The sequence below is a fragment of the Arthrobacter sp. 2RAF22 genome (genome assembly GCF_052115325.1).
In the GTDB taxonomy this organism is placed as follows: Bacteria; Actinomycetota; Actinomycetes; order Actinomycetales; family Micrococcaceae; genus Arthrobacter.
The window spans coordinates 509,102-521,707 of record NZ_JBFRGL010000001.1; the positions used below are offsets into that span (position 1 = coordinate 509,102).

Annotated in this window: 16 protein-coding genes; 12 read left to right on the forward strand and 4 right to left on the reverse strand. The window is 60.2% G+C overall.

The window, feature by feature from the left end; translation table 11 throughout:
- Window positions 1–6: 6 nt before the first annotated feature.
- Window positions 7–291 carry a hypothetical protein gene (locus AB4068_RS02270; RefSeq protein ID WP_441432557.1) on the reverse strand — a complete coding sequence of 95 codons (285 nt, stop codon included), beginning with the start codon at window positions 289–291 and terminating at the stop codon, window positions 7–9.
- A 64-nt stretch (window positions 292–355) separates the two neighbouring features.
- Here AB4068_RS02270 and AB4068_RS02275 point away from each other — a divergent pair, with 64 nt between their 5' ends.
- Window positions 356–856, forward strand: coding sequence for a M15 family metallopeptidase (locus tag AB4068_RS02275; protein WP_441432558.1), 501 nt, complete (start codon window positions 356–358; stop codon window positions 854–856).
- A gap of 88 nt (window positions 857–944) precedes the next feature.
- Window positions 945–1,334 (forward strand): large conductance mechanosensitive channel protein MscL, encoded by a 390-nt coding sequence (gene mscL, locus AB4068_RS02280; protein ID WP_059387399.1) that lies wholly within the window; start codon window positions 945–947, stop codon window positions 1,332–1,334.
- 82 nt (window positions 1,335–1,416) lie between these two features.
- On the opposite strand, the gene glmM is transcribed toward mscL, so the two are convergent.
- Complete coding sequence (glmM, locus tag AB4068_RS02285; protein WP_306958957.1) at window positions 1,417–2,781, reverse strand: phosphoglucosamine mutase; 1,365 nt, start codon at window positions 2,779–2,781, stop codon at window positions 1,417–1,419.
- A 160-nt stretch (window positions 2,782–2,941) separates the two neighbouring features.
- Between glmM and AB4068_RS02290 the strand changes: the two genes are divergently transcribed.
- The gene (locus tag AB4068_RS02290) at window positions 2,942–4,171 is read left to right on the forward strand and encodes a glycosyltransferase (protein ID WP_441432559.1); all 1,230 of its coding nucleotides are present in this window, start codon (window positions 2,942–2,944) and stop codon (window positions 4,169–4,171) included.
- 212 nt (window positions 4,172–4,383) lie between these two features.
- Complete coding sequence (locus tag AB4068_RS02295) at window positions 4,384–6,087, forward strand: ArnT family glycosyltransferase (protein ID WP_441432560.1); 1,704 nt, start codon at window positions 4,384–4,386, stop codon at window positions 6,085–6,087.
- A gap of 116 nt (window positions 6,088–6,203) precedes the next feature.
- Here the strand turns inward: AB4068_RS02295 and rpsI are convergent, their stop codons facing one another.
- Both rpsI and rplM read right to left on the reverse strand, forming a co-directional pair.
- Window positions 6,204–6,713: a 30S ribosomal protein S9 gene (rpsI, locus tag AB4068_RS02300; RefSeq protein ID WP_059387396.1), complete on the reverse strand. Its 510-nt coding sequence runs from the start codon at window positions 6,711–6,713 to the stop codon at window positions 6,204–6,206.
- 36 nt (window positions 6,714–6,749) lie between these two features.
- Window positions 6,750–7,193: a 50S ribosomal protein L13 gene (gene rplM, locus AB4068_RS02305; protein WP_024817563.1), complete on the reverse strand. Its 444-nt coding sequence runs from the start codon at window positions 7,191–7,193 to the stop codon at window positions 6,750–6,752.
- Between the two features lie 295 nt (window positions 7,194–7,488).
- Here rplM and AB4068_RS02310 point away from each other — a divergent pair, with 295 nt between their 5' ends.
- The 8 genes from AB4068_RS02310 to AB4068_RS02345 all read left to right on the forward strand — a co-directional run bounded on the left by AB4068_RS02310 (window position 7,489) and on the right by AB4068_RS02345 (window position 12,533).
- Window positions 7,489–8,142 (forward strand): prepilin peptidase, encoded by a 654-nt coding sequence (locus AB4068_RS02310; RefSeq protein WP_441432561.1) that lies wholly within the window; start codon window positions 7,489–7,491, stop codon window positions 8,140–8,142.
- A gap of 268 nt (window positions 8,143–8,410) precedes the next feature.
- Complete coding sequence (locus AB4068_RS02315; RefSeq protein ID WP_441432562.1) at window positions 8,411–8,602, forward strand: Flp family type IVb pilin; 192 nt, start codon at window positions 8,411–8,413, stop codon at window positions 8,600–8,602.
- 23 nt (window positions 8,603–8,625) lie between these two features.
- Complete coding sequence (locus tag AB4068_RS02320; protein WP_441432563.1) at window positions 8,626–8,802, forward strand: Flp family type IVb pilin; 177 nt, start codon at window positions 8,626–8,628, stop codon at window positions 8,800–8,802.
- Between the two features lie 119 nt (window positions 8,803–8,921).
- Window positions 8,922–9,125: a Flp family type IVb pilin gene (locus AB4068_RS02325; protein WP_441432564.1), complete on the forward strand. Its 204-nt coding sequence runs from the start codon at window positions 8,922–8,924 to the stop codon at window positions 9,123–9,125.
- 56 nt (window positions 9,126–9,181) lie between these two features.
- The gene (locus AB4068_RS02330) at window positions 9,182–9,568 is read left to right on the forward strand and encodes a TadE/TadG family type IV pilus assembly protein (protein WP_441432565.1); all 387 of its coding nucleotides are present in this window, start codon (window positions 9,182–9,184) and stop codon (window positions 9,566–9,568) included.
- Window positions 9,556–10,566 carry a pilus assembly protein TadG-related protein gene (locus AB4068_RS02335; RefSeq protein ID WP_441432566.1) on the forward strand — a complete coding sequence of 337 codons (1,011 nt, stop codon included), beginning with the start codon at window positions 9,556–9,558 and terminating at the stop codon, window positions 10,564–10,566. The genes AB4068_RS02330 and AB4068_RS02335 overlap by 13 nt, the downstream gene beginning before the upstream one ends.
- 21 nt (window positions 10,567–10,587) lie before the next feature.
- A complete protein-coding gene (gene cpaB, locus AB4068_RS02340) occupies window positions 10,588–11,340 on the forward strand; it encodes a Flp pilus assembly protein CpaB (protein ID WP_441432567.1) in 753 nt (250 codons plus the stop codon).
- Window positions 11,337–12,533 (forward strand): AAA family ATPase, encoded by a 1,197-nt coding sequence (locus AB4068_RS02345; RefSeq protein ID WP_441432568.1) that lies wholly within the window; start codon window positions 11,337–11,339, stop codon window positions 12,531–12,533. The genes cpaB and AB4068_RS02345 overlap by 4 nt, the downstream gene beginning before the upstream one ends.
- Window positions 12,534–12,606 lie beyond the last annotated feature (73 nt).

Here is a 12,606-nt window from a genome sequence, read left to right on the forward strand (position 1 = left end):
GATGTGCTACAACTGCGGCCCCAGCCGAAGGTCCTTCGCGACGCTTCTTGCCGCAGGGGCGGGAATGGCGGCCTTGGCGGCCTGCAGCCCGGATACCCGGGTCGCCTCGCCCACGTCGGCACCGTCCCCCTCGGGTCTCCAAACCGCGACGCCGACCGTTGCGACCACGACGGCGGTTCCCACCGCAGCGGCGAGCGAGCCGCCGTCGAGCGCACCGCCGTCGAAGGCTCCGCCGTCGGGGGTCCTGTCCCAGCAGTTTTCCTTGAGCGACCCGGCGAGCCAGTGGGTCATCGTCAACAAGCACCGGCCGCTGACCCCCTTGCAGTTCGTCCCTCCCGACCTGATACAGCCCCGCGTGCAACTCGCAGTCAGCGGAGAGGCGTCCCTCCTCAACAGCACCACCGCCGCAGCGGCCGAAAAGCTCTTCGCAGCAGCCGCCTCGGAAGGCGCCACCATGACCTTGGCGTCCGGTTACCGCTCCTTCCAGACCCAAACCGCCACATACAACGGCTACGTGAGCACGCGCGGCCAGGCCTCGGCGGACACGGCTTCCGCCCGTCCCGGCTTCTCGGAACACCAGACCGGTTGGGCCTTCGACATCGGCGACGGCGGCGGGGCGTGCAGCTTCGAACCCTGCTTCGCTGATCAGCCGGCGGCCGTCTGGGCCAAAGCGAATGCGTACAAGCACGGATTTGTTGTCAGGTACCCGTGGATGCTCAATGAGATCACGGGCTACTACTACGAGCCCTGGCATTTGCGATTCGTCGGGGTTGAGGCTGCGACGGATATGGCCAAGCGAGGCATCGGCACTCTCGAGGAGTACTTTGGACTCGAAGCGGCGCCGGGCTACCCCTAACGGTTGATTAACCAGGAAAGTTTCCGACACTCCCGGAAATTGAACGGCTGCTCACTTTGAATTTACAAGCATGCACTAGCTTGGTGCCATGTTGAGTGGATTTAAGAATTTCATTCTGAAGGGCAACGTCGTAGACCTTGCCGTAGCCGTCGTCATGGGTGCCGCCTTCGGTGCAGTTGTTGATGCACTCGTCAAGAACGTCCTCATGCCGCTGATCGCTGCCTTGGTTGGATCCCCCAACTTTGACAGTTTCGCGAAGGTGACCATCAACGGAAATGACCTTCAGTTCGGCGTTTTGCTGACCGCGATCGTCAACTTCGTCCTGGTAGCAGCCGCAATCTATTTCGTCGTGGTGGCTCCGATGAACCACCTCATCGAGCGCCGCAACGCCAAGTTGGGCATCACGGAAGACGAGCCGGCGGCGGACCCCGCGGTCACGCTCCTCACGGAGATCCGCGACAGCCTGGCTCAAAGGTAAGCACCGCCAAAGGTAAGCACTTGAACTAACTGTGGCCCGCCTCCTCATGGAGACGGGCCACAGTTGCTTGCTGGCTTCGGGGCTAAACTGCCAGTTCGCGTGGAATGGCGAGGCGGTCTTCGACGACGCCGGCGAGTTCGGTGCATATGCGGGTGGCCGTTTCCATGTCCGCGGCTTCCACCATCACGCGCACCAGTGCTTCGGTGCCTGACGGCCGGAGGAGCACGCGGCCGGTGTCACCAAGTTCGAGCTCAGCGGCGGCGACTGCGGCAGCGACGCCTTCGTCCGTGGCGGCGCGTGATTTGTCCACGCCCTTCACGTTGATCATGAGCTGCGGCAGCTTGGTCATGGCGCGGGCAAGGTCTTGGAGGGTCCGTCCGGTGCCGGCCACTTGGGCGGCGATCTGAAGTCCGGTCAGGACGCCGTCGCCGGTGGTGGCGTAATCGGAGAAGATCACGTGGCCCGACTGCTCTCCGCCAAGGCTGAAGCCGCCGTCGCGCATTGCCTCCAGGACGTACCGGTCCCCCACCGCGGTCTCGCGGATGGTGATTCCAGCTTCACGCAAGGCGATCTTGAGTCCGAGGTTGCTCATCACGGTGGCTACCAGGACGTCGTCCTTCAGTTTTCCGGACTTCTTCAGCGCGAGGGCCAGGATCGCCATGATCTGGTCACCGTCAACCTCGTTGCCTTCATGGTCCACGGCCAGGCAGCGGTCGGCGTCGCCGTCGTGGGCAATGCCGAAGTCCGCGCCGTGCTTGACGACTGCTTCCTTGAGCTGGCCCAGGTGGGTGGAACCGACGCCGTCGTTGATGTTCAGGCCGTCGGGTTCAGCGCCGATCACTACAACTTCGGCGCCGGCACTGGAGAAGACCTGCGGGGAACAGCCGCTGGCTGCACCGTGGGCGCAGTCCAGGACAACCTTGAGGCCCTCAAGACGGTGCGGCAGGGTGCCGAGCAGGTGGACGATGTAGCGGTCCTCGGCGTCCGAGAAGCGCTGGATCCGGCCGACGTCGCCGCCCACGGGGCGTGAGGGTTCCTTGCCGAGCTGGGCCTCGATCGCGTCCTCAACCTCGTCCGGGAGCTTCTGGCCGCCGCGGGCAAAGAACTTGATGCCGTTGTCCGGCGCGGGGTTGTGCGAGGCCGAGATCATGACGCCGAAATCGGCATCGAGATCGGCGATGAGGTAGGCCGCTGCGGGCGTGGGCAGCACACCGGCGTCGTACACGTCGATGCCGGAACTCGAAAGTCCGGCTTCCACCGCTGCGGCGATAAACTCCCCGCTGGCGCGCGGATCCCGGGCGACCACGGCGCGGGGCCGCGTTCCGTTGGCCGCACGCTCGTGGCCAAGGACCACTGCTGCAGCTTGGGCCAACTGAAGAGCAAGCTCCGCGGTGAGCAATCCATTGGCGAGACCACGCACGCCATCTGTTCCAAATAATCTAGCCATCGCGTCCCAGTCTAGACGACGGTTGCAGGGGCCGAGCGAAGGAGTGCCGGAAGGGCCGTGCATACTCCTTCAACCGCGCGATCGATAGAGTGGAACTACTTGACTTGCGCTTTTTGCTCCACTCTAGTAATGCCCCTTAACAAGTATCTACGATTACCGCATGACACCTAGCTCTGGGGGCTTGGCGCTCGAAATAATTGTCCCCGTATTCAACGAGTCCGCCATACTCGAACGAAGCATTTACCGGCTTGCCGACTATCTTTCCCGGGAATTGTTGTACAGCTGGAAAATCACGATTGCCGATAACGCGAGCACGGACGCGACCGGTTTAATTGCGCGGAAGCTCGCTGATGAGGTTCCCAATGTCAGTTATCGGCGCCTTGAGACAAAGGGGCGGGGTTTCGCGCTCCGCGACGCCTGGACCTCGTCTGAAGCGAAAGTTCTGGCATATGTCGATGTGGACCTCTCGACCGATTTGGCGGCGTTGCCGCCGCTTATCGCTCCCCTGCTTTCCGGACACTCGGATGTCAGCATCGGCACCCGCCTCGGCCGGACTTCGAGAGTAGTCCGAGGTCCCAAACGGGAATTCATCTCCCGGAGCTACAACCTGATTCTTAAACGGACCATGCAGGTCCAGTTTTCCGACGCCCAGTGCGGCTTTAAGGCCGTCAGGGCAGAAGTCGCGCATCGGCTGCTTCCTTATGTGAAGGACAACTGCTGGTTCTTCGACACCGAACTGCTGATCTTGGCAGAGCGGGCAGGGCTTCGAATCCACGAGATTCCCGTCGACTGGATCGACGATCCAGACAGCAGGGTGGATATCCGCCAAACGGCCATCGACGATATCAGGGGCCTCGTGCGCGTCGCGGGTTCCATGATGAAGGGAAATATCCCTTTGCAAGCGATATACGCGGAGCTGGGGCGAGGACCTATCGCCGCGCCAACGCGTCCAAGTTTCTTCGGCCAAGTGATACGTTTCGGAATCGTCGGCGCGTTCTCCACTCTTGCTTTTGCTTTGCTATATCTGCTGTTCCAGGGCCCGTTTGGTCCCCAGCAGGGAAACTTCCTGGCCCTGTTGCTCACGGCCATCGCGAACACGGCTGCCAACCGCCGCTTCACGTTCAGGATCCATGGACCCGAGCGGCAGTTCACCCAACAGTTTCAAGGCCTCGTGGTGTTCCTGGTCGCCTGGGGAATCACTTCCTCTTCCCTGCTACTACTACATGCCATCCATCCGGACGCATCGCCCAGCACCGAGCTTTTCGTCCTGACCTGCGCAAACATATTTGCAACCCTTGTCCGATTCGTCCTGCTCCGGATCTGGGTCTTCCGGGTTCGTCGGTCGGAGGAACGGCGTGGCGTGGCTCCCATTAAGCAGTTGGCAGTTTGAGCAACAAAACCAGCCGACTTCCCGGACAAGCAGTCCCGGGCACCGTCATCGGGGGCCCTTCGCAGGTCATCCGAAAGTGGTTTCGCGGGAATCCCGCGAATCCGGCGTGGGCGCGCCCGGCGCTTCTTGGCCTCCTCGTTCTCACGTCAGTCCTTTATGCGTGGGGACTCGACCAAAACGGTTGGGCAAACTCTTACTACTCGGCCGCCGCCATGGCCGGTTCGGAAGATTGGACGGCATTCTTCTACGGCTCCTCGGACCCGGGCAATGCGATAACAGTTGACAAGCCTCCCCTGTCATTGTGGATCATGTCCCTCTCCGTGCGGATTTTCGGGCTTAACTCATGGAGCATCCTCCTGCCGCAAGCCCTGATGGGTGTACTCAGCGTCTATTTGCTGTATCGGATGGTAACGAAGCGAACCGACCCCGCAACTGGCCTGCTTGCAGGGCTTTTCTTCGCGATTACCCCAGTGGCAACCGTCATGTTTCGGTACAACAACCCTGATGCGCTGCTGGCGCTCCTCATGATCGGGGCCGCCTACGGGACCCTTGAAGCGATCGACGCGGGTAAGCTGCGCTGGCTGCTCGTCGCGGGAGCCTGTGTTGGCGCCGGGTTCCTAGCCAAACAACTCCAGGTCCTGCTCCTTCTCCCGGCGCTCGCCGTGAGTTACCTCGCCTTTTCCCGTGCCGCGGTCGTCAGGCGGTTTATGCATCTAGGTGCGGCATTCTTCGTGGCGGCGCTCGTGGGTGGCTGGTGGTTTGTTCTTGTTCAGTTGGTAAACCCGTCCTTGCGGCCATTTATTGGAGGCACAAGGAACAACAGCGTCGTAGAACTCACTGTGGGGTACAACGGCCTCGATCGTCTGACCGGTGAGGCCGCCGTTCGAACTATGACTCCTGGAAATTCGGACGACCTCGAAGCCGGATTCCAGCGATTTCTGGAGCCGCAATTTACCGGTCAGTTCGGCTGGTTCCTGCCACTGGCCCTGGCCGGAATCTGCATCACGGCATGGTTTTTGTGGAAGCGTACCGACAGAACGTCCAAGCGCGCCGTGCTGCTTCTGTGCGGGATCTGGTTTGCTACTTCGGCCACTGTCCTTGCTTTCATGTCGGGGATTGTCCATCCCTACTACTCACTCGCGGCGGTGCCACCTTTGAGTTGCTTGGCCGCCTTTGGGTTCGTTCACCTCGTGCGGCATACGAGACGCTGGAAACCGCGCCTCGGCCTCGGAATAGCCTTGCTGGCTTGCATGATAATTGCTTATGTCTCAGCGGCACGTTCAACGAGCGATTTCCCTTGGTTTCCGCAGGCGCTCCTCATCCTGGGATCAGTATCCATCGCAGTTGTACTTATCCCCGCGTCGGGCCTTCGGATCCGATGGGTCTCCGTTGCGGTGCCCCTAGTGACCCTTTTGGCGGGGCCCGTGCTTTGGTCGGTCAATACCACCTTGAGCGCACACGTCGGCGCTGGAGTGATAGCTGGTCCGAGCATCCTGCACATCCGAACAGACAGCCCGGACAGGCTGCAGTTGCCGCCGAACATCCCGCCGACGCTCTTGATTCTTTCCTATGGGGACATCCCGGTGCCCGCCGTCATCGATCGGCTGCGCCAAGACCCCCAAAGTGTCACTTGGCCCGCTGCGATGGTTGGTTCTGAATCCGCGGCAAATTACCAGCTCACAAGCGGGCGGGCGGTGATGCCCGTGGGGGGCTTTGATGGAACCGACCCCTTTCCGACGCTTGAGCAATTCCAGGACCTTGTTCATGCTGGCCGCGTCGGATCCATGGTTATCCAGAAACTGCCACCAACCACCTTGGAAGGCCATGGCGAGGCCGCGCGGATAGTCGATTGGGTGAGTACCCATTACAAGGCAGAGACCATCGATGGAGCGCAGTACTACGCCCTTCGGCCCTAACTGTTCGATTGACGTTGCTTACCAACGACAGAGGCCCGCCCCACCAAAATGGCGGAACGGGCCTCTGACTGCCCCTGGTGATGTCGCGCCAGCGACAACACCAGGGGAAAGCGGTTTTAGCGCTTGGAGTACTGCTGTGCCTTGCGTGCCTTCTTGAGACCAGCCTTCTTACGCTCGATGACGCGGGCGTCACGACGCAGGAAGCCGGCCTTCTTCAGGGTGGCGCGGTTGTTCTCGGCGTCGATCTCGTTCAGCGAACGGGCGATGCCGAGRCGCAGTGCACCGGCCTGGCCGGAAATGCCGCCACCGTGGATGCGTGCGAAGACGTCGTAGGCGCCGTCAAGATCAAGGATCTTGAAGGGCTCGTTGACGTCCTGCTGGTGCAGCTTGTTCGGGAAGTAGTTGGCCAGCTCGCGGCCGTTGATGATCCACTTGCCGGTGCCGGGCACGATGCGAACACGTGCAACAGCTTCTTTACGACGGCCAACTGCGGCGCCGGCAACGGTAAGTGCCGGGCGCTCCTTCTTCGGCGCTTCTGCTTCTGCAGGACCGCTCTCCGAGGTGTAGCTGGTCAGGTTTTCCTCAGCCACAACGGCCTCGGTGGTCAGTTCTTCGTTCTGAGCCACGATTCTCCTTGATTAAAAGTTGTTTGGTGGCCAGGACTACTGGGCGACCTGGGTGATTTCGAAAGTCTTGGGCTGCTGGGCGGCGTGCGGGTGCTCTGCACCGCGGTATACCTTCAGCTTGCCCAGCTGCTGTGCAGCGAGGGAGTTCTTCGGGAGCATGCCCTTGATGGCCTTCTCCACGGCGCGGACCGGGTTGGATTCCAGCAGTTCCGCGTAGTTGACGGAGGTCAAGCCGCCCGGGTAGCCGGAGTGGCGGTATGCGCGCTTCTGCTCCAGCTTGGCGCCGGTCAGGGCGACCTTTTCAGCGTTGATGATGATGACGAAGTCGCCCATGTCCATGTGGGACGCAAAGGTCGGCTTGTGCTTTCCGCGCAGCAGTGTTGCGGTCTGGCTGGCAAGACGACCAAGGACAACGTCGGTGGCATCGATGACGTGCCACTGGCGGTTGATATCGCCGGGCTTCGGGGTGTACGTACGCACGGTTTTGCCTCGTTCTTGTTCTGGCGTTCATGTTTTAGGCGGCACGCTTGAAGCGTGTGCCTACTAGGTATGCGTTACCGGAGCAGAGGTGAGGGCTCTATGTACCAGTCATCCCGAAGTCCCGATATGCCTGTCGAGTTAACGATCCTGCAACTGGATCCCCAAGCGGGCATGTGTCATCGAGAAAGGACACGCACAACGACTATCAACAATAGCGGCAAGGAGCTTCAGGGTCAAAATAGGCTGGCAACCAGCGTGAACAACTGAGACCCTTCCTGAGCTCCTAGGAGATGCGATGACAGCAACTGCCGCCCAGCCCTTGCTTGTGGCCGCCTTCGGGCTCCTGGGGCTGCTCACGAGCCCTCTGGCAGAGCTTCTGATCAGTTGGTCCATGCCGCGGCTTGGCGGGCTCCCTTCCCCCGCCATAAGGCTCACGACGGCGGTTGCCACCGCGGTGTTGTTTGCCCTCATGACGCTGCGGTTCGGCTTGTCTCCGGCACTCCCCGCCTATCTCCTCCTGTCAGTGCTCGCCGTGCAGCTGTCACGCGTTGATATCGCGCACCATTTGCTTCCAAACCCGCTGGTCCTGGTGCTGCTTGCGTCCGGGCTTGGTCTGTTAACTATGTCGGCTGTGCTTGTTCCGGACTGGCCGGGGCTGCTGCGAGCGGCTGCCGGCGGCGTCATCTTGTTCCTGGGGTACTTAATTCTCGGATTAATTTCTCCGGGAGGCCTCGGAATGGGCGACGTGAAGCTCTCGGCACCACTCGGAATGTACTTGGGCTACTTGGGCTGGACCCACGTGTTCTACGGGGGACTGCTGGGCTTCGTGGTGGGCGGGGTGGTGACGGTGCTGATGTTGCGCCTGAAGCGCGGAACCAAGCCATCTGAGGTGGCACACGGACCTGCCATGTTCGCCGCGGCAATTGGAGTGGCCCTTCTCGTTGCGTGAGGTCCTGACGTTCTTCCCAGTTCCCTCGGTTCACAAGAGCCCCATCTGCGCGGGCGCCTAAGTAGTACTTAGGCAGGTAAACCGAGTACCCGTGAATCGTACTTCGAGTAGTCAGCGCCATCCACTGCCGGAAAGACGAGTACCACTACGCATTGTTTGTTAACCCTCCCAGGGGCAATTCTTGTCCTATCGAAATCCGAACCGCCAAAGGGATATGTAAGCGGCAGGGATTCGTAGACAAATTCACTTATCTGGGAAGGGTTTTCCAATGTCATCTCTCATGGTTTCCGTCATTGCTTTCGTCGCCGGCGTCAAAGAGCGCTTTAATTCCGAAAAGGGTGCGACAGCCGTTGAATACGGCCTGCTCGTAGCCCTCATCGCCGCCGTCATCGTTGTTATCGTCGGCACTCTTGGCGGGCAGATCAACACCGCCTTCACAACCATCTCAAACAAGCTCTAGCAAGTCCGATGAAGACTCTGGGAATGCAAGCACTGATTCTTAGGTGGCGTGCGCAGCAGCTATTCAAATCGGAAAAGGGCGCAACAGCAGTCGAATACGGCTTGCTCGTAGCCCTGATCGCTGCGGTCATTGTCGTGATCGTCGGCACGCTCGGCGGGCAGATCAACACCGCCTTCACTTCCATCTCAAGCCAGCTCTAGCAAACAACAACAAAGTAATCAGCCCAGGGGCGGGCGGAACAGTACGGGCTTCTGCTCCACTGGTAACCACTTCGCCCCTGGGCTTTTTATTTGGTAATCACTCTCGTCAAGGAGGGGTTGTGCAAGGTCTCAAGTCTCAGGTAATCACTCTCTCACTACGTCTGAGGAAAGCACTCAGGGTCACGAGTGCCTCCGAGGCCGGCGCCAGCGCCGTAGAGTACAGCCTCCTCGTTGCCTTCATCGCCACGATCATTTTCACGATCGTAGGCACTTTGGGGGCCCAACTCGTTCCAGGGTTCGAACATGTTGTGGCAGGTCTGTGATGAGAATCCGGAACCGTTCAACCGCGAAGACGACCACAACCCGGGAATCGGGCGCAGTGGCCGTCGAATTCGCCCTCGTCTTTCCCTTGTTGATTGTTCTTGTTCTGGGAATCGCCGAATTCGGCAGGGCTTTCAACATTCAAGTTTCGCTTTCCGAAGCCGGTCGGGAGGCCTCGCGCTACGCGGCCATCCACTGTTCAGAGACCACTTACAGCGCTTCAAATGCGCAGAGCGCCGGAATTGCGGCGGCGCCGTCCGTCGCTCTGAATGCGTCAAACATCACCATCACGTATTCGGGCACCGGCACATGTTCTTCGGGGAATAACGCGGTCGCCAACGTAAGCTACACGACCGCCTGGATGACCGGCTTCCCCGCACTTATTCCAGGCATGCCTTCAAGTCTGACCGTCAAAGGGACAGGTGTTATGCGATGCGGCGGATAAGGATCGATCAACCGGAGCGCGGCGTCGTAGCTCCGATGACTGCCTTTCTCATGGTGGTCCTACTTGGTATGGCGGCGTTCGCGGTGGATGTCGGCTCAATGTATTCCGAGCACGCACAGCTCCAGAACGGGGCGGATGCCGCGGCCATTGCGATTGCCCAAAAGTGTTCCAAACTGCCGGCCGGCACTTGTCCCGCAGATCAGACGGCATACGCAGCACAGTTTGCCAATGGCAATACCCTGGACAGCCATGGTCAAGCAATCGTCGCAACCGTCAGCGGCAACATTGTGAACGTGACCATTCAGGCCCAGGATCCGTCCGCGAGCAATCACTTCTCCCTCGTCTTCGCACGCGCCCTCGGGATTCAGACAGCGGATATCCGCGCCTCCGCCCAAGCAAAATGGGGGCCGCTAGGCTCGGCCGGCGCATTCCCGCTGGCAATTTCGGACAGCTGCTTCAACTTGTCGTCCGCCAGTCAAACCGCTGAGGTTCAAAGGATCTCGTACAAGCCAGGCGGAACATGCACTGGCCCATCCGGAACGCAAATACCTGGCGGTTGGGGTTGGCTGACCCAGAGTGCTCCGTGTTATGCAAGCACGCAGGTCGGAAGCAACACCATCGGCTCGGACCCGGGAAACAACCCTCCGAGCCTTTGCCAGAGCACTCTCCAAGGCTGGGAAGACACCATTCTTGGCGGCGGTGACGCCGACGTGACCTTCCCGGTCTTCGACAACGCCAGCAACCAGGGCAATAACGGCACGTTCAACATCATCGGCTATGCAACCTTCAAGATCTGGGGTTGGAAATTCGGAAACAACGGCGTCTATGAGTTCCGGAACAAGACATCGGACCCCAACATGACGAGTTCGCTGGCATGTTCGGGCGGAAATGATCGCTGCATCATCGGACAGTTCATCAAATATCAGACCATCGACGCGGCTGGCAGTGGTGGCGGTGGATCGGACCTCGGAACCGAAAACATCGGTCTCAGCAACTAGGTACTAATTAAGGGGAAGAAAGTGAAAACTCGCCTACTGGGAGGCATCGTTGCTCTAGTGCTCGCAATCGCCGGCACACTGCTACTGGTCTCATACGTACAAGGATCTGAAGCCCGGGCTCAGAAGGACCTTCAACCTGTTGATGTGTTGGTGGTCCAGGCTCAGATTCCCTCGGGCGCCAGCCTTGACACGATTAGGTCGTCGGTAAAGCTGACGTCTCTGCCGACAGCGTCCGTCCCCAACGGTGCGCTCAAGAGCCTGGACGGCGTCCAAGGGAAAGTGGCTGGAACGGACCTTTTGCCGGGCGAGGCCCTGCTGGGCGCACGGCTAGTCGACCCCAGCAGCTTGGCGGCACCTGGCTCTGTTCCCGTCCCGGCTGGAATGCAGGAAATCTCCGTGCAACTGGAGGCCCAGCGAGTGGTGGGTGGACGAATCGCCGCGGGCGACACGGTAGGTATCGTCGTCCTCTTCCCTGCCGGATCCGGCGGTGACTCCTCGAGCGCAGCAACGTCCCAGGAGGTATTCCACAAGGTTCTGGTCACAAGCGTGCAGCGTTCCCAAGCCAAGGCTTCGAACTCAACCTCAAACTCGCAGGAACAGGCGAACACTGAACTGCCAACCGGCCAGTTGCTCGTGACTTTCGCTCGCAGTGACGTGGATTCAGCCAAATTGGCATTCGCAGCTGAGTTCGGCAAGTTATGGCTCACCAAAGAACCCGCCTCCGCAGCAGAAAGCGCACCTGTTGTCATCAAGAAGACGGAGCTGTACCGATGAGCCGGTTCGTAGTGATCACGTGTGATGCGGACTTCGAGCGCAGGGCGCGGCATGCGGCCACCGGCCTGCGCGGCACCCTCCACGTGATCACAGCTGATTACCTGCCACCGAGCCCGGAGGACATACTCCGTGTACTGACGGGAGAGATTGCCGAGGTCATCCTCCTCGGTCCAGGCCTCCCGCTCGAGGATTCGATCCGGCTAGCAAGCCTTTTCGACCTTCAGTTCCCGGAAATCAGCGTCGTCCTTGTCACGGAAAGCAGGTCGGAAATAGCCCTGCCGGCAATGCGCGCCGGGGTCCGCGATCTACTGTCGCCCAATGCGGACGCGGATGAAATCCGCGCCATGCTCGAACGTGCAAGCCTGGCCGCCGCCGGGAGGCGTCGTGGCCTTGGAAGCTCAGTAGAGAGTCACCCCAGCGGCGCCCGCGTCATCGCGGTCATGTCTCCGAAGGGAGGTGTTGGCAAGACGACCGTCACAACGAACCTCGCTGTGGGTTTGGCCAAAGTTGCGCCGATGAGCGTCGTCGTACTGGATTTGGACCTGCAATTTGGAGATGTTGCTTCGGGGCTCAACCTTGACCCTGAGCGAACTCTTACGGACGCCGTGGACGGAGCCGCGGTTCAGGACAGCATGGTCCTCAAGTCTTATCTGACGATGCATCCTGCCGGCCTCTACGCGCTCTGTGCTCCGCTCAATCCAGTGGACGCTGACAAGATCTCGGGTGATCAAGTAGGGCACCTGATCAAGCAACTCTCAGATGAATTTCAGTTTGTTGTTGTCGACACCGCGCCTGGCCTGGGTGAGCATGTACTCGCCACCCTGGAGGTAGCCACGGACGTCGTGTGGGTCTGCGGGATGGACATTCCCAGTATTCGCGGACTCCGGACGGGACTGAACATTCTCAATGAGGTGGGTCTTCTCCCGGAGAGGCGCCATATCGTCCTGAACTTCGCGGACCGTCGAAGCGGCCTCACGCTTCAGGACGTGGAGTCCACGATTGGTTCGCCGGTTGACGTGGTCCTTCGCCGCTCCACCGCCGTTCCGTTTTCAACCAACAAAGGTGTGCCCTTGCTGCAAGACGGATCCAAGGATGCCGCCGCCAGAGGACTTTCCGAGTTGGTTGATCGGTTCAAACCGTCTTGGGAAGAAAGGCCACATAAGAAACTTCACAGAAGGGTAGTAGTCCAATGAGTCTCGCCAAAAGGCTGGAAGAAGCCCGCAATTTCGATAAAGCGACTGCGTCAGCTTCGGGGTCGGCTTCGGA